This is a genomic window from Paragemmobacter ruber (assembly GCF_009908315.1).
In the GTDB taxonomy this organism is placed as follows: Bacteria; Pseudomonadota; Alphaproteobacteria; order Rhodobacterales; family Rhodobacteraceae; genus Paragemmobacter; species Paragemmobacter ruber.
The window spans coordinates 36,860-57,254 of the sequence record NZ_JAAATW010000001.1; the positions used below are offsets into that span (position 1 = coordinate 36,860).

The 20,395-nt window shown below is 66.8% G+C and carries 21 protein-coding genes and 1 tRNA gene; 17 read left to right on the forward strand and 5 right to left on the reverse strand.

What is annotated here, in order from left to right; translation table 11 throughout:
- Nucleotides 1–31 precede the first annotated feature (31 nt).
- From GU920_RS00270 to GU920_RS00290, 5 genes are read left to right on the forward strand one after another with little or no spacing between them, the layout of a single operon-like run.
- Nucleotides 32–1,162, forward strand: coding sequence for a DNA polymerase III subunit beta (locus tag GU920_RS00270; RefSeq protein WP_161764806.1), 1,131 nt, complete (start codon nucleotides 32–34; stop codon nucleotides 1,160–1,162).
- Between the two features lie 3 nt (nucleotides 1,163–1,165).
- Nucleotides 1,166–1,543, forward strand: a complete 378-nt coding sequence (locus GU920_RS00275; RefSeq protein ID WP_161764808.1) for a hypothetical protein — start codon at nucleotides 1,166–1,168, stop codon at nucleotides 1,541–1,543.
- 41 nt (nucleotides 1,544–1,584) lie between these two features.
- Complete coding sequence (locus GU920_RS00280) at nucleotides 1,585–2,196, forward strand: hypothetical protein (RefSeq protein ID WP_161766451.1); 612 nt, start codon at nucleotides 1,585–1,587, stop codon at nucleotides 2,194–2,196.
- Nucleotides 2,189–2,368 carry a hypothetical protein gene (locus tag GU920_RS00285; protein WP_161764810.1) on the forward strand — a complete coding sequence of 60 codons (180 nt, stop codon included), beginning with the start codon at nucleotides 2,189–2,191 and terminating at the stop codon, nucleotides 2,366–2,368. Before GU920_RS00280 ends, GU920_RS00285 begins: the two co-directional genes overlap by 8 nt.
- Nucleotides 2,361–3,473, forward strand: coding sequence for a tyrosine-type recombinase/integrase (locus GU920_RS00290; RefSeq protein ID WP_161764812.1), 1,113 nt, complete (start codon nucleotides 2,361–2,363; stop codon nucleotides 3,471–3,473). Before GU920_RS00285 ends, GU920_RS00290 begins: the two co-directional genes overlap by 8 nt.
- A 4-nt stretch (nucleotides 3,474–3,477) precedes the next feature.
- Here GU920_RS00290 and GU920_RS00295 read toward each other — a convergent pair.
- From GU920_RS00295 to pdxH, 4 genes are all read right to left on the reverse strand, one after another.
- Nucleotides 3,478–3,554 (reverse strand) — tRNA-Pro (locus GU920_RS00295).
- A gap of 69 nt (nucleotides 3,555–3,623) precedes the next feature.
- Nucleotides 3,624–4,103: a DUF192 domain-containing protein gene (locus GU920_RS00300; RefSeq protein WP_161764814.1), complete on the reverse strand. Its 480-nt coding sequence runs from the start codon at nucleotides 4,101–4,103 to the stop codon at nucleotides 3,624–3,626.
- Nucleotides 4,073–4,606 carry a cold-shock protein gene (locus GU920_RS00305; RefSeq protein WP_161764816.1) on the reverse strand — a complete coding sequence of 178 codons (534 nt, stop codon included), beginning with the start codon at nucleotides 4,604–4,606 and terminating at the stop codon, nucleotides 4,073–4,075. Before GU920_RS00305 ends, GU920_RS00300 begins: the two co-directional genes overlap by 31 nt.
- 114 nt (nucleotides 4,607–4,720) lie before the next feature.
- Nucleotides 4,721–5,323 carry a pyridoxamine 5'-phosphate oxidase gene (pdxH, locus tag GU920_RS00310; protein ID WP_161764818.1) on the reverse strand — a complete coding sequence of 201 codons (603 nt, stop codon included), beginning with the start codon at nucleotides 5,321–5,323 and terminating at the stop codon, nucleotides 4,721–4,723.
- A 111-nt stretch (nucleotides 5,324–5,434) separates the two neighbouring features.
- Here pdxH and fabI point away from each other — a divergent pair, with 111 nt between their 5' ends.
- From fabI to trpE, 7 genes are all read left to right on the forward strand, one after another.
- Entirely contained in the window at nucleotides 5,435–6,262 is an 828-nt protein-coding gene (gene fabI, locus GU920_RS00315) for an enoyl-ACP reductase FabI (RefSeq protein ID WP_161764820.1), read from the forward strand.
- Nucleotides 6,259–6,873, forward strand: a complete 615-nt coding sequence (locus GU920_RS00320) for a LysE family translocator (protein WP_161764821.1) — start codon at nucleotides 6,259–6,261, stop codon at nucleotides 6,871–6,873. Before fabI ends, GU920_RS00320 begins: the two co-directional genes overlap by 4 nt.
- A gap of 13 nt (nucleotides 6,874–6,886) precedes the next feature.
- The gene (gpt, locus tag GU920_RS00325; protein ID WP_161764823.1) at nucleotides 6,887–7,396 is read left to right on the forward strand and encodes a xanthine phosphoribosyltransferase; all 510 of its coding nucleotides are present in this window, start codon (nucleotides 6,887–6,889) and stop codon (nucleotides 7,394–7,396) included.
- Nucleotides 7,397–7,632: 236 nt separating this feature from the next.
- A complete protein-coding gene (locus GU920_RS00330) occupies nucleotides 7,633–8,811 on the forward strand; it encodes an aminotransferase (protein WP_161764825.1) in 1,179 nt (392 codons plus the stop codon).
- Between the two features lie 176 nt (nucleotides 8,812–8,987).
- The gene (locus GU920_RS00335; RefSeq protein WP_161764826.1) at nucleotides 8,988–10,484 is read left to right on the forward strand and encodes a calcium-binding protein; all 1,497 of its coding nucleotides are present in this window, start codon (nucleotides 8,988–8,990) and stop codon (nucleotides 10,482–10,484) included.
- 152 nt (nucleotides 10,485–10,636) lie between these two features.
- Nucleotides 10,637–12,508 (forward strand): SurA N-terminal domain-containing protein, encoded by a 1,872-nt coding sequence (locus tag GU920_RS00340; protein ID WP_161764828.1) that lies wholly within the window; start codon nucleotides 10,637–10,639, stop codon nucleotides 12,506–12,508.
- A 7-nt stretch (nucleotides 12,509–12,515) separates the two neighbouring features.
- A complete protein-coding gene (gene trpE, locus GU920_RS00345) occupies nucleotides 12,516–14,024 on the forward strand; it encodes an anthranilate synthase component I (protein ID WP_161764830.1) in 1,509 nt (502 codons plus the stop codon).
- A 473-nt stretch (nucleotides 14,025–14,497) separates the two neighbouring features.
- On the opposite strand, the gene GU920_RS00350 is transcribed toward trpE, so the two are convergent.
- Nucleotides 14,498–16,108, reverse strand: coding sequence for a divergent polysaccharide deacetylase family protein (locus GU920_RS00350; RefSeq protein WP_161764832.1), 1,611 nt, complete (start codon nucleotides 16,106–16,108; stop codon nucleotides 14,498–14,500).
- A 136-nt stretch (nucleotides 16,109–16,244) separates the two neighbouring features.
- Between GU920_RS00350 and GU920_RS00355 the strand changes: the two genes are divergently transcribed.
- From GU920_RS00355 to GU920_RS00375, 5 genes are read left to right on the forward strand one after another with little or no spacing between them, the layout of a single operon-like run.
- On the forward strand, nucleotides 16,245–16,835 hold the full coding sequence (locus GU920_RS00355) for an anthranilate synthase component II (protein WP_161764834.1): 591 nt from the start codon (nucleotides 16,245–16,247) through the stop codon (nucleotides 16,833–16,835).
- Entirely contained in the window at nucleotides 16,832–17,848 is a 1,017-nt protein-coding gene (trpD, locus tag GU920_RS00360; protein WP_161764836.1) for an anthranilate phosphoribosyltransferase, read from the forward strand. The genes GU920_RS00355 and trpD overlap by 4 nt, the downstream gene beginning before the upstream one ends.
- 50 nt (nucleotides 17,849–17,898) lie before the next feature.
- A complete protein-coding gene (trpC, locus tag GU920_RS00365; RefSeq protein ID WP_161764838.1) occupies nucleotides 17,899–18,705 on the forward strand; it encodes an indole-3-glycerol phosphate synthase TrpC in 807 nt (268 codons plus the stop codon).
- A gap of 5 nt (nucleotides 18,706–18,710) precedes the next feature.
- The gene (gene moaC, locus GU920_RS00370) at nucleotides 18,711–19,196 is read left to right on the forward strand and encodes a cyclic pyranopterin monophosphate synthase MoaC (protein ID WP_161764840.1); all 486 of its coding nucleotides are present in this window, start codon (nucleotides 18,711–18,713) and stop codon (nucleotides 19,194–19,196) included.
- The gene (locus tag GU920_RS00375) at nucleotides 19,193–20,371 is read left to right on the forward strand and encodes a molybdopterin molybdotransferase MoeA (protein ID WP_161764842.1); all 1,179 of its coding nucleotides are present in this window, start codon (nucleotides 19,193–19,195) and stop codon (nucleotides 20,369–20,371) included. The genes moaC and GU920_RS00375 overlap by 4 nt, the downstream gene beginning before the upstream one ends.
- Nucleotides 20,372–20,395 lie beyond the last annotated feature (24 nt).

Below are 20,395 nucleotides of genomic sequence, written 5' to 3' on the forward strand. Positions count from 1 at the left end.
CGATCTAACGAGTGAAAACAGGAGAGTCGCGATGCTGGACGCATCCCACACGGCAGAGACAGCCACCTTCAACGCCCGCGAACTGCGCAACGCCGTGGCCATGGCCGCGCAGGTGGTGGAACGCCGCAACACGATCCCGATCCTTGGCACCTTGCGCATCACGGCCACGCCGGAAGGCGCGCAGGTCCGTGCCACCGATCTGGACATGGAAATCTTCCTGCAGATCGAACCCCTCGCCGCCTCTGGCACACTCGACTTCACCATCGAACCGCGCCTCATGGCCAGCCTGCTTCGCTATGCCGACGATCAGGTGACCATCACCACCCACAAGGACCTGGTCACCATCACGGTTGACGATGTGGAGGCCCGCATCCGCGACCTTTGCAACCCGGCCACCGACTGGCCCGGCATGATCGGCCCGCTTTCGGATGAGGCAATGATCAGTGAGGCCGCGCTGCACAAGGCGCTTGCGGCCTGCATCCCCTGCATCTCAGCCGAAGAAACCCGGTACTACCTCAATGGGATCTGGCTGCATCAGATCGATGGCCACGCCTGCGCCGTCGCGACCGACGGTCACCGCCTCGCACGGTATCAGACACAGGAACCGTGGCCCTTTCCCGGCCAGATCGTCCCGCGCAAGACCGTGAAGCTGTTGCAACGGCTCCTGCGGCCCGGCGGCAACGGCCAGATCACCGCCATGGTCGCGCCGGATCAGACCAACAGCACCGAACCCACCCTTGCGCCCAAACAACCCAGCAACCGTGTGGAATTCACAGGCGACGGCTGGCGCCTGATCTCCAGGACCATTGACGGCTGCTTTCCTGATTACCTGCGGGTGATCCCGAAATCGGAACCGAATATCACTGCCACCCTCACCCACCACGCCCTCTGTCGGTTTGGCGAACCGCACGAACGCTGCCGCGCCATCTCCATCGATCCGGTCAAGGGCCGCATGACCTATAGCCGCCCTTACGGCCCCACCATCTCGATGCCGGTGCAGGCGAAAGGCGATCAGACCATCGGTTTTAATCTGGACTACCTGCGCGGCTTCACCGCCCGCGCAGGGACGATCCGCCTCGAAAGCAAGAGCAGCGGCGATCCCGCCTTGATCCTGACCGATGATCCGAACCTGACACAGGTTCTGATGCCGATGCGGGTGTGACCCATGGCTGACACATCACACGACGCCATGATGGTGGCGCACTTTGGCGACACGCGCGACCCCGCGCCTGTGCCGCTGGGGATCGGGATCGACCTCGCTCCGGCACCCGACCTGACGGCCCGTCAGACGATCCGTTTCCAGCCTTCCGATTATGCGGGCGGGCGCATCCTTCTGATGTGCGGTCAGGTCCAGGCCGGGGCCGTGTTCCCCCCGGCAAGCAGCAACCCCGGCAAACACCCTTGGGCATGGCGCTTCTGGCTTGGTGGACAGCCGACCCTTGAAGGCCGCGCCAGCACCGAACAGGCAGCCAAGAACGCCCTTCTGTCCACCTTCCGCGACTTCCTCTATCGCAGCGCTTTTTTGGTGCAGGTGCCTCGGTGACCCCCCTCCGCATCCTGATCGGCTGCGAAACCTCTGGCGTGATGCGCCGGGCCTTTGCCGCGCGCGGCCATGATGTCTGGTCATGCGACCTTCTCCCGGCCGAGGATGGATCGAACCGCCACATCCGCTGCGACATCCGCGACATCCTGCACGATGGCTGGGATATGATGGCCGTGATGCACCCGCCCTGCACAAGGCTCTGCAACAGCGGCGTCCGCTGGCTCACCACCCCGCCGCCCGGTCGCAGCCTGTCCGACATGTGGGCCGAACTGGACGCAGGCGCTGCCCTCTTTTCCGCCTGTTGGCAGGCCCCGATCCCCCGCGTGGTGATCGAGAACCCGGTGATGCACAAACACGCCCGCGCCCGCCTGCCCGCCGATCTGCCGCGCCCGCAGATCGTGCAGCCGTGGTGGTTTGGCGAACCCTATTTCAAGGCGACGGGCTTCTACCTGCGCGGGCTGCCCCCGCTCACCCCCACCCACCGCCTCACCCCGCCACAGCCCGGCACCGCCGCACACAAGGCATGGTCCGCTGTCCACCGCGCCAGCCCCGGCCCGGATCGCTGGAAATTCCGCAGCCGAACCTTCCAAGGCGTGGCAGAGGCCTGCGCCGATCAATGGGGCGGCCACGCGATGGGTGCGCGCTATGGGTAAGCGCAGCACCTTCACCGAGGCACAGGTCAAGCGCGCCCTGAAAGCCGCCCGCCAGATCGACCCGCAGGCGGTTCTGGAACTCACCCTTGACGGTCGGATCCGCATCCTGCCACCTCAAGGCGAAACCTCCGCATCCAGCGAGGTGGATGAATGGTTCGAAAGTAATGGTTAAGGTCAGCCTGCAAGGCATCAACTGCATTAGATCGAAACTCAAGGACGGAACCGTCCGCGAGTATCACTACGCTTGGCGCGGCAAGGGCGCGCCGATGTTCTGGCGATCCGACAGCGGGGTAAAGGTCGGCTCCCCCGAATACCTCGCCGCTCTGGCCGAATGCACCCCCAAGGGCGATCTGGCGCGCGGCCAGTTCCGCGAAGTGATCCTCGCCTTCCTCGACAGTCAGGACTTCGCCAAACTCTCGCCCCGCTATCGCAAGGACATCGAAATCAGCATCCGCCACCCAAAGAACGGGATCGATCAGAAGTTCGGCACCGCCCCCATTGCGGCCATCAGCGACCCCCGCATCCGGGGCCGGGTGCTGGCATGGCGCGACAGCATCGGCGGCAAGGTCGGGGATGATCGGGTGCGGCACCTGCAGCGCATCGTGAAATGGGGCCTAGACCGGGGCCGGATCGCGCAGAACCAGCTGGCCAACATCGCCAGCATCTACGAATCGAACCGCGCCGAAATCCTCTGGCACCCCGAGGAAATCGCCGCCTTCGAAAAGGGCGCGCCACCTCACATCGCCCGCATCCTGATCGCCGCGACAGAAACCGGCCTTCGCCCCGGCGACCTCGCCCAGCTGCGCCGCGAACATATCCACCCGACCCCCAAGGGGCAGCGGATCGTGCTCTGGACGGCCAAGGGCAAGCGCCACCGCCGCGTGGCCTCGATCCCCGTCACGCCGCGCATGGCCCAGATCATCGCGCAGGCGAAGGGCGATCACATCATCACCAACCTTGCAGGCGAACCCTACCAGCACGGCAACTATCTGGGGGATGCAGTCAGCACATGGCGCGACAAGCTGAAACTGCGCAGCGATCTGCGCCTCTACGACGCGCGCGGCACGGCCGCCACCCGCCTGTTCCTCGCCGGTGCCGATCTAAAGGAAATCGCCACCCACATGGGATGGTCGATCAAGCACGCCTCGCAGGTAATCGAACGCTATGTGGCCCTGTCGCCCGAGATGACAGACACCCTCGCTGACAAGCTGACCAGGATTGAAACGGGAACAGTTCTGCAAAATGAACTGCAAAACGGGAACCCCAAAATCCGCTAAGTGCTGGTCGGGGCGATAGGATTCGAACCTACGACCTACGGTACCCAAAACCGTCGCGCTACCAGACTGCGCCACGCCCCGAACGCGCTTTCCTTAGCCTGTCACCGCGCCCTTGGAAAGCACCCATTCGCTGGCCTGCGCGTGGCCGCCTCACTCACAGGGCCAGGCGGCGATGTCCTGCGACACGGCCGGATGGCGCAACTCCGCCCCCGGCACGATGCCCATGCGCGCGGCCAGTCCGCCATTGATTTCCAGCGTGAACTGGACGCCCTCGCCGCCGTCGATCGGCGTCTCGTCCCGCGGGATCGCATTGGCATGGACCCGCGTCACCACACCCCGCGCATCGGCAAAGATCATGTCCAGCGGGATCAATGTGTTGCGCATCCAGAACGACGCCCGGCGCGGCTGGTCGTAGACGAACAGCATGCCCGACGACATCGCCATCTGCTCGCGGAACATCAATCCGCGCGCGCGTTCGGCATCGTCATCGGCCACTTCCACGGTAAACCTCTGCTGGCCACCCGGACCACGCAGATCAACCCGATCCACCGCACAGGCCGCCGCCGCCATCCCCGGCAGAGCCGCAGCCCATGCCGCGATCAGCCAAACTGCCGCGTTGCCGCTTCCCATGACACCACCTGCACCGCCATCCGCCCGCGCTTGCCCTCGACGATCCGCAAACAGATCGCCTCGCCCGCCTGCAGATCCGCAAAACCCGAAACGCGCAGCACCTCGATATGGATGAAGACGTCCTCGGACCGGCCGAAGACATTGGCAAATCCAAAGCCCTTTGCCTTGTCGAACCACTTCACCCGGGCCGGTTCCAACGGCAGCCGCGCGATCTCGTCGGCGTCCACAGGCGCGCTTTCATCGCCCAGCGGAAAGGCAACGCCCTGCGGCGGTTCGATCTCCAGAACCTCCACCGCCTGGACGCCACGCTGCGTCATCTGCACCTTCACCGAAATCACCGCACCATCCGCCACAGAGTTCTGCCCGTAATTACGCAGAACATTGGCATGGAGAAGGATATCAGCCCCGCCCTCATCCGCAACAATGAAACCGAACCCCTTACCGGGATCGAACCACTTCACCCGGCCATGCACCACGTGCACGTCCTTATCCTCATCAATCATGTCTATGGCCATTCCCCAGCCGTCGTGATGGCCACGACATGACGCTAATGTCCCGCCCGATTCAAGGACAAAATGTTAACACTTTCGAACGCGTTCATTCGCGAAGCGCGAATTTTACGGGTTCAGACGGGCCACCTCCCACCCGGTATCGTTACCATTTCGCGTCCAGCGAAACCGGTCATGCAGGCGGAATTGCCCATCCGCCCAGAACTCGATCTCGAAGGGCCGGATGCGGATTCCGCCCCAGAAGGGCGGGCGCTTCGGATTCGGTCCCTGCTCGACCGTGACCTTCGCCACTTCGGCCATCAGCGCCGCCCGCGACGACAACGGCTCGGATTGGCGCGACGCCCAGGCGCCAAGCCTGCTTTTCAGGCTGCGACTGGCATAATAGGCATCCGCCTGCGGGCCTTCCTCGCGCTCTGTCACCCCGCGCACGCGGATCTGGCGGTGCAGCGATTTCCAGTGCAGGACAAAGGCCGCCTTTCCGCTGGCTGCGATTTCCTGGCCCTTGCGCGAACCGTAGTTGGTGTAGAAGACAAAGGCATCTGCCTCGATTTCCTTCAGCAGAACCATTCTCACATTGGGAAATCCCGCCGCATCCACCGTGGCCAGCGCGATGGCATTCGGATCGTTCGGCTCCAGCGGCTCAGCCTCGGCCAACCAAGCCCGGGCGATGGCAAAGGGATCCTCGCCTGCAAAAATTCCGCTTCTGTCCATGATGTCCTTGCACTTCCCTCTCGCGCGGCGGGCGACCGGGCCACCCTTGATGCAGCCGGACGGATCGCCTACACGTCAACCTCAACACAAAGGGTGGGCGAGGGACAGGCAATGTCAACCGGACTTATGGCAGGAAAGCGCGGTCTCATCATGGGGCTGGCCAATGACAAATCCATCGCCTGGGGCATCGCCAAGACGCTGGCCGATCATGGCGCCGAACTGGCCTTTTCCTATCAGGGCGAAGCGCTGAAAAAGCGTGTCGAGCCGCTCGCCGCCTCGGTCGGCACGCCGCTTCTGTTTGAATGTGACGTGGCCTCCGAAGAGTCGATGGATGCCCTCTTCGCGGGCCTCAAGGATCACTGGGGGCAGATTGATTTCGTCGTCCACGCGATCGGCTTTTCCGACAAGAACGAACTGCGCGGCCGCTATGTCGATACGACGCGCGCCAATTTCCTGATGACGATGGACATCTCCGTCTATTCCTTCACCGCCATCTGCCAGCGCGCCGCCGCCCTCATGCCTGCGGGCGGATCGCTCCTCACGCTCACCTATTACGGGGCGGAAAAGGTCATGCCGCATTACAACGTGATGGGTCTGGCCAAGGCCGCGCTGGAATCGAGCGTCAAATACATCGCCGAAGACCTCGGCAAGGACGGCATCCGCGTCAATGCCATCTCGGCCGGGCCGATCAAGACGCTGGCCGCATCGGGGATCGGCGATTTCCGCTACATCATGAAGTGGAACGAGTTGAACTCTCCCCTCCGCCGCAACGTCACGCAGGAAGAAGTGGGCAAGGCCGCGCTGTACCTTCTGTCCGATCTCGGCTCGGGCACCACGGGCGAGAACCTGCATGTCGATGCGGGCTACCACGTTGTCGGGATGAAAGCGGTGGATGCCCCCGATATTGATGCCGTGACGGGCCGGAACGGCAAGGAATGACGCTGGCGGCCTTCCTCGCCTTCGCGGGCCTCGTGATCTTTGCCGCCATCTCGCCGGGGCCTGCGGTCCTGATGTCCGCCCGCACCGGCCTGACCGAAGGCTTCCGCACGGGCCTGATGCTGGCGATGGGGATCGGCGCGGGCGCGGTGGTCTGGGCCGCGGCCGCGATGTTCGGCCTGAACCTCCTGTTTGCCGCTGCCCCCGCGCTCCTCTGGGCGCTGAAGCTGGGCGGCGCGGCCTATCTGATCTGGATGGCCGTCCATCTGTGGCGCGATGCCAAGACCCCGCTCATCACCGAAGACAGCCGCCCCCTGCCCCGCTCCGCCCTGTCGGCCTTCCGGCTCGGCCTTTTCACGCAACTGGCCAACCCGAAGCCCGCCGTGATGTTCTCGGCCATCTTCCTCGGCACCGTGCCGCAGGGCACGCCGCTCTGGGTCTATGCCGCGCTCTTGGCGCTGATCTTCACCGCCGAAACCGCGTGGAACACGCTCGTCGCCCGCATCTTCAGCCTTGATGGCACCCGCGCCCGCTATATCAGCCTGAAAACCGTCATCGACCGCAGCTTCGGCGGCCTGCTCGCCCTGCTCGGGATCAAGCTCGCCGCCACCTGAAAGGGAACCGCCCATGTCCGCCGAACGCCTGCCGCATGAAAAAGGCTTCCATGTCAGCTGGGACCAGATCCACCGCGATGCCCGCGCGCTGGCCTGGCGGCTGGATGGCAAGGGCCCGGGCGAAGGCGGGGTCTGGAAGGCCGTGGTCGGCATCACGCGCGGCGGCCTTGTGCCCGCAATGATCGTCAGCCGCGAGTTGGACATCCGCGTGGTGGATACGATCAGCGTGAAATCCTACAACCATCAGGCCCAGACCGAGGCCCGCGTCACCAAGGCCCCACAAGAAGATCTGATGGGCGACGGCACTGGCATCCTGATCGTCGATGATCTGGTGGACAGCGGCAAGACGCTGGAACTTGTCCGCCGCCTCTACCCCAAGGCGCATTTCGCCACCGTCTATGCCAAGCCCCACGGCAAGCCGCAGGTCGATACCTATGTGACCGAGGTCAGCCAGGACACCTGGATCTTCTTCCCCTGGGACATGGCGCTGCAATACGTCCAACCCTTCCGCGGCACCGACTGACCCGAGCCGCACGCCCGGCTCCAACCGCGAAAGATGGGTATTTTTGCCAAGATGAAGCTGCCGTTTCACCTTGGTCCAAATACCCATGCGACGCCGCCCACCCGCGCCGCCGCCCGTCCTTTTGCGCAAAGGCCCCTGCCAGCCTGTCGCAAAGGCGCAGCGGATCGTGCAAATCGGCAGTCGCAGCCCGCCCGATCCGCCCCTATCCTGCCCCCATAGCAAGACCGGAGCCTGCAATGTCCCTGCTTCTGAACCCCGCCATGGCTGCCACCTTCCCGCCCCCGGTGATGGAGGCGCGGCGCTGGCTGCAGGGGGCGACCTTCCCGCCCGACCGCCCGCTTCTGAACATCAGCCAGGCCGCCCCCGTCGATCCCCCGCCCCTCGGCCTGCGGCAGGCGCTGGCCGATGCCGCGCTTAACAACGATGCCGCCCATCTCTACGGCCCCGTCCTCGGCCTGCCCGAACTGCGGGCCGAAATCGCCGCGCAATGGTCCGCCGCCTATGGTGGTGCGATCCGCGACGACCAAACCGCCATCACCCAGGGCTGCAATCAGGCCTTCACCGCCGTCCTGTCCACCCTCGCGGGCGCGGGCGACGAGGTGATCCTGCCCACGCCCTGGTATTTCAACCACAAGATGTGGCTCGATATGCAGGGGGTGACAGCCGTCCCCCTGCCCGCAGGCCCCGGCCTGATTCCGCAGGCCGAGGCCGCCGCCCACCTCGTCACCCCCCGCACGCGCGCCATCGTGCTGGTCAGCCCCAACAATCCCGGCGGGGTGGAATACCCGGCCGAAACGCTGGCCGCCTTCCGCGATCTCGCCCGCGCCCACAAGCTCGCCCTGATCGTTGATGAAACCTATCGCGACTTCGACGCGCGCACGGGCCGCCCGCATGACCTGTTTGCCGATCCCGACTGGGACGACACGCTGATCCAGCTTTACAGCTTTTCCAAGGCCTACCGCCTGACCGGCCACCGCGTCGGCGCCATCGTCGCCAGCACCGCCCGTCTGGCCGAGGTGGAGAAATTCCTCGACACCGTCGCCATCTGCCCCAGCCAGCTGGGCCAGATCGGCGCGCTCTGGGGGATGCGCAACCTTGCGCAATGGGTGGCGGGGGAACGCGACGAGATCCTCGCCCGCCGCGCCGCCATGACCGGGGGCTTTGCCGCCCTGCCCGACTGGAAACTCCTCGGCTGCGGGGCCTATTTCGCCTATGTCGAACACCCCTTTGCCATGCCCTCCCCCGACCTTGCCAAACGCCTCGTGCACGAAGCCTCGCTCCTCATGCTGCCCGGCACCATGTTCCAGCCCGACACCCACCCCGAAGGCGCGCGCCAGTTGCGCATCGCCTTCGCCAACATAGACGCGGGCGGCATCGCCGAGATGTTCCGCAGGCTTGCCGCCTTCCGCGCCTGACGATCTGGCGGGGGCAGCACCCGCCACAGGGCATCAGGTCGCTTGACGCAAGGGCAAGGCGGGGGCATCCTGAGTTCCTTCTCGCATCTTTGCGGGGGTGCGTCGTCCTGTGGGCGGGCAAACCCCCATCGAACTGCCCCTGTTTTCCCGGTTTTTTGGTCAAATGGTGCCCGCAGATGCCCTTCATCCCTTCCAGCGATATCATCACGGCCTTTTCGGCGGTCACGAATGGCGACCTTGCCAACAACGACTATCTGCTCCTGCGTCCCGGGATCGACATCGTCAGCACGGGGGCCGTCGGTATCGACACCACCTTTTCCGTGCTGCGACTGGATTTGAACGGCCATGTCTTCGGCGCGAGCCGGGCCATAGCGCTCGACTCCTCGGTCGATACCCCATTCGACTATACCATGCGGGTCGGTGCATCGGGCGAGTTGGTCTCAGACCGCCTTCAGGCGCTCTATGTCGGATCCAACTTCGATCTCGCATCCCCGGCGGGCAACCGGATCAGCCTGATCAACGACGGGCGTATCACCGGGCTGGGAAATGGCGGGGCTTTCCTTTTCGCGGCGGAAACCGCGTCGGTCGTGAATGGCGGGACGATCGAGTCGCTCTCTCGCGGTAACATCTTTCAGGCGGCGCTCTACTTCTTTGCCGTCCAGACCGCATCGGTGATGAACACCGGAACGATCCGGTCCACCGCGCTGCCCCCCGCGCTGGATGGCGGCGCCGTCTACTTCGGTCAGGACAGCGGCAGTCTCGCGCTCGTCAATCACGGCACGATCTTCAGCCCGGCCAATGCCATCGTATCGGATGCCACATTGTCGGACGATGTTTCCAACTTCGGCACCATCTCGGGCAATGTCGTTCTGTCAGACGGCGCGCAATCGGTGATGTTCAACGCTGGCAGCATCCTCGGCACGGTCGATCTGCGCGGCGGGAACGACAACTACCGCGCCGGGGCGAACGGAACTGTCAGCGAGGGGGTCTTCGGTGGCGCAGGCAACGACACGCTGTCCGGGGGCGGCCTCGATGACCTGCTCTATGGTGACGTCGGCTTTGATCGTCTGATCGGCGGGGCGGGCGATGATGTGCAAAACGGCGGCGCCAATAACGACACGCTGCTGGGCGGCGCGGGGGACGACACGCTCGACGGCGGCGACAACACCGATTTTCTGCGCGGCGGGGCGGGCGATGACAGCCTGTTCGGCCAGATCGGCTTTGACAGCCTCTTCGGCGGCGCGGGCGACGATGCGGCCTTCGGCGGCACGCTGGACGATCTGCTCGATGGCGGGGCGGGCGATGACACGCTTCTGGGCGAAAGCCGCAACGACACGCTGCTCGGGGCCAAGGGCGAAGACAGCCTCGATGGCGGCGAAGGCAATGACCGGCTGGACGGCGGGCGCGGCGATGACACGCTGACCGGCGGGACGGGCCTTGATGTCTTCGTCTTCGCCCCCGGCGGCGGGGCCGATCTGGTGACCGATTATGTGGACGGGCAGGATCGCATCGACCTCGCCGCCCATTATTTCACAAGCTTTGCCGACATGCTGACCGAGGCCACGCTGGTCGCCGTGGCGGGGGGCGTTCGGATCAGTTTCGATACGGGCAACGTGGTGATCCTGCAAGGCGCCACGCTGGCGGGCCTGACGGCCACGGATTTCCTGTTCTAGCCGCGCCATCACCCCGGCACCGCGCATCGGGCCTGTCACCCCGCGAAAGGGTGATCCTTTGCGCAGCCCTGCCGCCGCAGCGCCGCTTGCCCCCCGCGCCGCGACCCACTAGACACGCGGTGATCCTGTTCCAGCCCGCAAAGGCACGACCGATGGCCAAAGACACCGAAACAGACCGCCCCCGCAAGAAGATGAAGCCCGGCAACCTTGTCGTCTGGGTCATCCTCGTGCTGGTGATGATCGGCTTGGGCGGCTTCGGCGTCACCAATTTCGGCGGGGGCATCACCACCATCGGCCGCGTCGGCGACCGCGACATCGAAACCACCGATTACGCCCGCGCTCTGCAGCAAGAAATGGATGCGCTCTCCGCCCAGTTCGGCCAGCCCATCACATTCTCTCAGGCGCAGGCCTTCGGCATCGACCAGCAGGTGCTGCGCAACGTCATCACCCGCACCGCACTGGATAACGAGGCCGACCGCATCGGCATCTCCGTGGGCGATGCCACCGTCGCCGCCGAAATCACCGCCATGCGCGCCTTCCAAGGCACGGCCGGGCTTTTTGACCGCGAAACCTATCGCTTCACGCTGGAACGCAACAACCTGACCGAGGCGCAGTTCGAAGCAGGGATCCGCAGCGATGTCGCCCGCTCCATCCTGCAGGGCGCCATCGTCGGCGGCTTCACCGCCCCGCCCGTGGTGGTGGACCGTCTCGCCGCCTGGGCCGGGGAACGGCGCGGCTTCTCGCTTCTCACCCTGACCGAGGCCGACCTGCCCGCCCCCGTCGCCGCACCGACGGATGCCGATCTGCAAACCTTCTATGATGCCAATATCGACCGCTTCACCCGCGCAGAAGCCAAGCGCATCACCTATGTGGCACTGCTGCCCGAAACGCTCGCCCCGACGATGGAGGTGGACGAACAGGCGCTGCGCGACCTCTACGACCAGCGCATCGACGAATTCATGATCCCCGAAAAGCGCCTTGTCGAACGCCTCGTCTACCCGACCGAGGATGAGGCGCAGGCGGCAAAGGCCCGGCTGGACGCGGGCGAGGTCACCTTTGACCAACTGGTGGCCGAACGCGGCCTGACGCTGGATGACATCGACCTTGGCGATGTGTCGCGCACCGATCTGGGCGCTGCCGCCGATGCCGTCTTTGCCCTCACCGAACCCGGGGTTGCAGGCCCCGCCCAATCGGACCTTGGCCCCGCGCTGTTTCGCATGAACGCGATCCTCGCCGCGCAGGAAACCAGCTTCGAAGACGCACAGGAAACGCTGGGGGCCGAACTGCGCACCGATGCCGCCCGCCGCGCCATCGGCGCCCGGATCGACGAGATTGACGATCTCCTCGCCTCCGGGGCCGATCTCGAAGAGGTGGCGCAGGACACAGGGATGGAACTCGCCACGCTGGACTATATCCCCAGCGACGCGCCCGAAGGCATCGCCGCCTACCCCGCCTTCCGCGAAGCCGCCGACGCGCTGGCCGAGGGCGACTTCCCCGAGGTGATCCAGCTGGACGATGGCGGCATCGTCGCCCTGCGGTTGGATGAGATCGTCCCGCCCACGCCCATCCCGCTAGCCGAGGTGCGCGACGACGTCGCCGCCGGTTGGCAGGCCGAGGCCTTGGCCAAGGCACTCGCCACCCGGGCCGAGGCGATCCGGGCCGAGGTTGAAGGCGGCGCCTCGCTGGGCGCCTACGGCATCGTCAGCGTCACCCGCGCCATCACCCGCGACGGCTTTGTCGAAGACGCGCCTGAAACCCTGCTGCCCACAGTCTTTGCGATGGACGAAGGCGCCGTGCAGGTCATCGCGGGGGACGGATTTACCGGCCTGGTCCGCCTCGACGGCATCCTCCCCGCCGAAACCGAAGGACAGGACGCCACCGATCTGCGCGACACGATCGAACTGCGCGCCCGCCAGGCGCTGGCGCAGGATGCTTTCTCGCTCTTCACCAATGCCCTGTCGAACGAGGCGGGCATCAAGATCGACCAGACCGCGATCAACGCGGTCCATGCCCAGATGAACTGAGCCCGCGATGAAGCTGGAACCCTCCTTCGAGGTCTTTGAACGCGGCTGGACCGAAGGCCGCAATCAGGTTGTCCACGCCCGCATCGCGGCCGATCTGGATACGCCCGTCTCGCTGATGCTGAAACTGGCCGAGGCGCGGGCAGATACCTTCATGCTGGAAAGCGTGACAGGGGGCGAGGTGCGCGGGCGCTATTCGGTGGTGGGCATGAAGCCCGATTTGATCTGGCAATGCCACGGCACGCAAAGCCGCATCAACCGCGAGGCGCGCTTTGATCCCGCGGCCTTCACGCCGCTCGAGGGCCACCCGCTGGATACCTTGCGCGCGCTGATCGCGGAAAGCCGGGTGGACCTGCCCGATGGCTTGCCCGCCATCGCGACGGGCCTGTTCGGCTATCTGGGCTATGACATGATCCGTCTGGTGGAACATCTGCCCGACGTGAACCCCGATCCGCTGGCGGTTCCTGATGCAGTGCTGATGCGTCCTTCCGTCGTGGCGGTGCTGGACGGGGTGAAGGGCGACGTCACGCTTGTGGCCCCGGCCTGGGTCGCCTCGGGCCTCTCGGCCCGCGCCGCCTATGCGCAGGCCGCCGAACGCGTGATGGACGCGCTGCGCGATCTGGACCGCGCGCCCCCGGCCGGGCGCGATTTCGGCGAGGCCGCGCCAGTGGGCGAGGCCGTGTCGAACTTCACCCATGACGGCTACAAGGCCGCCGTGGAAAAGGCAAAGGAGTATATCCGCGCGGGCGACATCTTTCAGGTCGTCCCCAGCCAGCGCTGGGCGCAGCGGTTCGAATTGCCGCCCTTCGCGCTCTACCGCTCGCTGCGGCGCACCAACCCCTCGCCCTTCCTGTTCTTCTTCAACTTCGGCGGCTTTCAGGTGATCGGGGCCAGCCCCGAAATCCTCGTCCGCCTGCGCGATGGCGAGGTGACGATCCGGCCCATCGCAGGAACCCGCAAACGCGGGGCCACGCCGGAAGAGGACAAGGCACTGGAGCTTGACCTCCTGTCGGACAAGAAGGAACTGGCCGAACATCTGATGCTTCTCGATCTGGGGCGCAACGATGTGGGCCGCGTGGCGCGGGTCGGCACGGTGAAGCCGACCGAGCAGTTCATCATCGAACGCTACAGCCACGTGATGCATATCGTATCGAACGTGACGGGCCAGATCGCCGAGGGCGAGGATGCCCTGTCGGCCCTGCTGGCCGGCCTGCCTGCAGGCACGGTCTCCGGCGCGCCCAAGGTCCGCGCGATGGAGATCATCGACGAGCTGGAGCCCGAAAAGCGCGGCATCTACGGCGGCGGCGTGGGCTATTTCGCAGGGAACGGCGAGATGGATTTCTGCATCGCGCTGCGTACCGCGGTGCTGAAGGACGAGGTGTTGTATATCCAGGCCGGCGGTGGCGTGGTCTATGACAGCGACCCGGAAGCCGAGTATCAGGAGACCGTAAACAAGTCCCGCGCGCTGCGGCGCGCGGCAGAGGATGCGGGCCTCTTCGCCCGGCGTGGCAACGGCTGAGGGCCCCGCGGCGGACCAAGAATTTTCCAGAAAATTCTTGGTTCTCCGATCCTTCTGCGAAGGATCGCGCAAAATCTTCAATGAAGATTTTGCCACCTTGTCCGAAAAATTTTCAGTGAAAATTTTTCGCGCGCGCCCGGTTCACGCGCGCCCGTTCGGATGGAGTGTCGGGCCGCTTCGCCCTTGCGGCGCCCATAGCGGCGGATCACCCGCCGCATCTGCCCTGTCCGATGTGACCGGGGGTGCTCCAGTCGCCAAGCGGGGCGGCGCAGCCCGGCTCTGCTGCGCCCTCTCTCCCGCGCGACGCCGCGAAGCCCTGCAATCCACCCTTCGATAGGCCGCTGCGCTGCAAAGCCAGCGCCCGGTGTGACACCTGTCAACACGCGATCCGGCGCGGTTTCCGGGCTGCGGGATCGCGGCTCCGCAGCCCGTCAAATCCGCGCGCGCAGCGTGCAGGGTGGGGCGCAGCGTGCTCAGGGGTTTGGCGTCGTCTCCAGCACTGCGCTCAGGGGGGCCAGCGCCACGCTGGCCGCCCGCCCCTCGACCGTCCATTCCAGGATCGCGGCCACGGTTTCCGCCCGCGCCCGCCCGATCACCAGAACCCGGCCCTCCTGCGCCGCCTTGAAGGCTGCGCGATCCAGGTAGTTGCGCATCTTGGGGATCGATTCCCCTTCGGCATCCAGCACCCGGAAAATCGTGGCGCGCGGCACGCCCTCCCGCCGCGCCACCTGATCGGCCGAATTCAGGCCCCGGTCATAGGTCACCACCCCGCGCCCCTGCTCGGCCACGATCGGCACCGCCTGCCGCGCCAGATCGAGGCTGTCCTGAAACCCGCCCTCGACCCGGTCCAGCACCGCCACCGCCTCGGGCATCGCCATGTCCAGCGCCTGAAAGGTCTGCTCCAGATCGCCGGGCGTCGCCCCCTGCGGAATGCCGTTGGCCACCATCGCAACCTCTTGCCCCGCCGCCCGGTACACCCTTGCCGCCTCGGCGGCATAGGGCGCCAGCGGGTCCAGCGCGAAGGTCACGGCGAAGGGCAGCGCGGCCAGCGTCTCGCGCTCCGCGGCAGGCAGGCCCTCGTCGATCAGGATCAGGCCAAAGATCGGCTTGGCCTCGGGGTTGTCGAAATCGCGGCGGAACAGTTCCAAGGGCGTGGTGCCCAACATCACCTCGGGCGGCACCGCTTCGGGCGCGGTTCCAGGCGCCGTATCGGGCGCCGCGCCCATGCCCTGCGGCGCGGCGGGCTCGTCATCCCCGATGCGCGGCAGACGGTCCGTCCGCACCCCCGGCACCACCAGTGCGAGGTCGTCCGCCCCCTCCTCCACCCCCGGCAAGGGCGCATCCGGCACGATCAGCGCCGGGGCGGGCGGGGCCGCATCTTCCGGCGCGGGCTGCAGCAGCGCCTCTTCGGGCGGGGCGGGGGGAAGCGGGGCGGTGTCTTCGTCAGGGAGAATAGGCGGGATCACCTCGGCCAATCCCGGCACGGGGTCATCCATATCCCCCGGCAGATCCGCACCTTCCTCGGGCGCCACGGGCGCCATGGGTGTGGCCTCTGCCGCCGGGACGGGCGGCTGGGGCGCGGGTTCGGGCATATCCGCTGCGATGGCTGCCTCGGACGGCACGTCGGCGCGCGGCGCCACCGCGTCGGGGACAGGCGCGGGTGGCGGCACAGCATCATCGGATGCTGGCAGGTCGGCCTCTTCCTCCGGGGCCGGGTCGGGCACTTTCTGCAGGATCTCGGGCTGAAGATTCTCGGCCTCGGGGGCCGCATCCGCCACTTCGGGGGCCGCCTCCGGCGCAGCATCAGGCGCAGCCTCGGGCGCCGCGTCAGAAGCGGCATCAGGGGTAACTTCCGGGGTCACCTCGGGCGAAGGCTCTGCCGGGGGCTTCACTGCTTCGGTTGCTGCGACCTCGGGCGCCGCGCCGTCCGGTGCCACTCCCTCGGCCGCGGCGGATGTGTCCTGCGTTGCGGTGCCCGCGCCGCCATCGCGCGTCGGCAAGGGGGCAACCTGCGACAGCACGGCAAGGCCCGTCGTCGCCACCACTCCGCCCCAGATCAGCCCCGTCACAAAGCCCCGGATCACTGCCTGTACTCCCCTGCCTGCCACCCCGTTCGGGATTCAATCGGCCTCACTTGGGCTTGACGCCCCTCGGCCGCTCGGCCCATGTATAGCCCGTCCCTCTCCGGGGTTCATCCCCTATCCGGCAAGGCCCCGCAAGATGCTGCTTCTGATCGACAACTATGACAGCTTCACCTACAACCTCGTCCATTATCTGGGCGAACTGGGGGCGGATGTCGTCGTCAGGCGCAATGACGCGCTGGATGTGCAGGCGGTTCTCGCCATGCGCCCCGAATGTATCGTCCTCTCGCCCGGCCCCTGCGATCCGGCACAGGCAGGCATCTGCCTGCCGCTGACCACCGCCGCCGCCGAGGCGCGCATCCCCCTTCTGGGCGTCTGCCTCGGCCATCAGACAATTGGTGAGGCCTTCGGTGGCCACGTCATCCGCTGCCACGAGATCGTGCATGGCAAGATGGGCACCATGCACCATGCGGGCCGGGGCGTGTTCCGTGGCCTGCCCTCGCCCTTCCTCGCAACGCGCTACCATTCGCTGATCGTGGAACGCGAAACCCTGCCCGATTGCCTTGAGGTCACGGCATGGCTCGAGGACGGCACCATCATGGGCCTGCGCCACAAGGAGCGGCTGATCGAAGGCGTGCAGTTCCACCCCGAAAGCATCGCCTCCGAACACGGCCATCAGCTTCTGCGCAACTTCCTCGATGAGGCCAAGGCCGCCACGGTGGCGGCATGAGCGATGTGCTGCGCCCGCTGATCGGGATCGCCGCCGAACGCCCGCTCACCCGGGCCGAGGCGGAAACCGCCTTCACGGCGCTGTTCAACGGCGAAGGGACGCCCGCCCAGACGGGCGGCTTCCTGATGGCGCTGCGCACGCGGGGCGAGACGGTGGATGAATATGCCGCCGCCGCATCGGTCATGCGCGCCAAATGTAACAAGGTCGAGGCCCCGCCCGGCGCCATGGATATCGTGGGCACCGGCGGCGACGGGAAGGGCACGCTCAACATCTCCACCGCTGCGGCCTTTGTCGTGGCGGGAGCGGGCGTGCCGGTCGCCAAGCACGGCAACCGCAACCTGTCGTCCAAATCCGGCTCTGCCGATGCGCTGACAGAGCTTGGCCTGAACGTCATGGTCGGCCCGGACGTGGTGGAACGCTGCCTGACCGAGGCCGGGATCGGCTTCATGATGGCCCCCATGCACCATCCCGCCATGCGCCATGTCGGCCCCGTGCGGATGGAACTTGGCACGCGCACCATCTTCAACATCCTTGGCCCCCTGACCAATCCCGCAGGCGCCAAGCGGCAATTGACCGGCGCCTTCACTGCCCGATTGATCCGCCCGATGGCGGAAACCCTGCTGGCGCTGGGGTCGGAAAAGGCCTGGCTCGTCCATGGCGGCGACGGCACGGATGAATTGTCCATCGCCGCACGCTCCAAGGTTGCCGCCGTCGAAGGCGGCCTGATCCGCGAGTTTGACGTAGGCCCCGAAGATGCGGGCCTGCCCTATCATCCGTTCGAATCCCTGCTCGGCGGCAGTCCGGCCGAAAACGCCGTGGCGCTGCGGGCGCTGCTCGATGGCGCGCCGGGGGCCTATCGCGATGCGGTCCTCTTCAACGCCGCCGCAGCGCTGGTCGTGGCGGAAAAGGTGCGCACCCTGCACGAAGGGGTCGAGGCCGCGCGCGCCTCCATCGACAGCGGGGCCGCCAAGGCCAAGGTCGCCGCGCTCGCCCGGATCACCTCGGCGGCCTGACGCCCCGCCCTGCCCTTCCCTTCCCGCCCGCCAAAGGGTAGCAACGCCGCATGAGCACCATTCTCGACCGTATCAAGACCTACAAGCTGGAAGAGGTCGCCGCCCGCAAGGCCGCGCGATCCCTACATGATCTGGAAGAGGCGGCCAACGCCGCCCCCGCCCCGCGCGGCTTTGCCCGCGCCCTGACCGAGGCCGCACAGGATGGCTATGGCCTGATCGCGGAAATCAAGAAGGCCAGCCCGTCCAAGGGTCTGATCCGCGCCGATTTCGATCCGCCCGCCCTCGCCCGCGCCTATGAGGCCGGGGGCGCCACCTGCCTGTCCGTCTTGACCGACGCGCCCAGCTTTCAGGGCGCCGACGAATACCTGACGCAGGCGCATCAGGCCACCAGCCTGCCCTGCCTGCGCAAGGATTTCCTCTACGACCCCTATCAGGTCGTGGAAGCGCGCGGCCTGCATGCCGATTGCATCCTCTTGATCATGGCCTCGCTGACCGACAGTCAGGCGGCGGAACTGGAAGATTGTGCCATGGAATGGGGCATGGATGTCCTGATCGAGGTGCATGATCAGGCCGAACTTGACCGCGCCGCCCGGCTGAAATCGCCGCTGATCGGGATCAACAACCGCAACCTGCACACCTTCGAGGTGACGCTGGACACCACCCGCACCCTTGCCCGCCGCGTGCCCGAGGATCGCGTGATCGTGGCGGAAAGCGGCCTCTACACCCCTGCCGATCTGGCCGATCTGGCCCGCTTCGGCGCCCGCTGCTTCCTCATCGGTGAAAGCCTGATGCGCCAACAGGACGTGGAGGCCGCCACCCGCGCCATCCTCGCCCGCCCGCTGACCGGACAGAGATAGCCGCCATGGCCCGCACCCCGCTGACGCATTTCGATGACAGGGGCCATGCCCATATGGTCGATGTGTCGGCCAAGCCGGTGACGGACCGGGTGGCGGTGGCCGAGGGCCGGGTGCTGATGTCGGCGGAAACGCTGGCGCTGGTGACGGAGGGGCGCGCGAAAAAGGGCGATGTCTTGGGCGTCGCGCGGCTCGCGGGCATCATGGGGGCCAAGCGCACCGCCGATCTGATCCCGCTCTGCCATCCCCTGCCCATCACCAAGGTCGCGCTCGACCTGACGCCCGACCCTGCCCTTCCCGGCATCCTCGTGCAGGCCACGGTCAAGACCGGCGGCCAGACGGGCGTGGAGATGGAGGCGCTCACCGCCGTCTCGGTCGCGTGCCTCACGATCTATGACATGCTCAAGGCCGCCGAAAAGGGGATGCGGATCGACGGCATCCGCCTGATCCTGAAAGAGGGCGGCAAGTCCGGGCGGTATGAGGCCACCCCATGATCTCGGTCGATGAGGCGCTGGCGCGCTGCTTCGCCCTTGTCGCGCCGCTCGGCACGGAAACCGTGCCCCTGCGCCAGGCCGCGGGCCGCGTACTGGCCGAACCCGCCATCGCCCGCCGCGACCAGCCACCCTTTGCCGCCTCGGCCATGGATGGCTACGCCCTGCAGGGCGACCCCGCCCCCGGCGACCGCTTCACCGTGATCGGCGAGGCCGGGGCAGGACATGCCTATCACGGCCGCATCGGCCCCGGTCAGGCCCTGCGCATCTTCACCGGCGCGCCCATCCCCGATGGCGCCACCCGCGTGGTGATCCAAGAGGATGTCACGGTGGACGGCACCACCATCACCCTGCGCGCCAATGCCGATACAGGCACCCATATCCGCCCCTTGGGGCAGGATTTCCGCGCCGGGGCCGCGCTGTCGCCGCGCCGCCTGCGGCCCAATGACCTTGCGCTCATCGCCGCGATGAACCTGCCCGCGGTGACGGTCCGCCGCCGCCCCGTGGTGGCGATCATCCCCACGGGGGATGAACTGGTGATGCCCGGCGAAGACCCGCGCCCGGACCAGATCATCGCCTCGAACAGCTACGCCCTCGCCGCCATGGTCGAGGGCGAGGGGGCCGAGGCCCGCCTTCTGCCCATCGCCCGCGACACCGAGGCAGAGCTGTTCACCGTGCTGACGATGGCGGAAAGCGCCGATCTGGTCGTCACCATCGGCGGCGCCTCGGTGGGCGACCATGACCTTGTCGGTCGCGTGGCCGAAAGCATGGGGATGGAGCGGGCCTTCTACAAGATCGCCATGCGCCCCGGCAAACCGCTGATGGCGGGCCGCCTGCGCGGGGTGCCGATGCTGGGCCTGCCCGGCAACCCCGTGTCGTCCATCGTCTGCGGGCATCTGTTCCTTCTGCCCATGGTGCGCGCCATGCTGGGCCTTGGCGCGCACCCGCCCGCCACGCAGCGCGCGATCCTCGCCCAGGACACCGGCCCCACCGGCCCGCGCACCCATTACATGCGCGCGCGCCTCACGCCCGGCGCGGGCCTGCCGCACATCACCCCGTTCGACAGGCAGGACAGCGCGCTCATCACCATCCTGACCGAAGCCGACGCCCTGCTGATCCGCCCCTTGGGCGACGGCCCCCGCCCGGCTGGCACCGAAGTGGCCTATCTGCCGCTCTGATCCCGCCAATCCGCGCCCCGATTC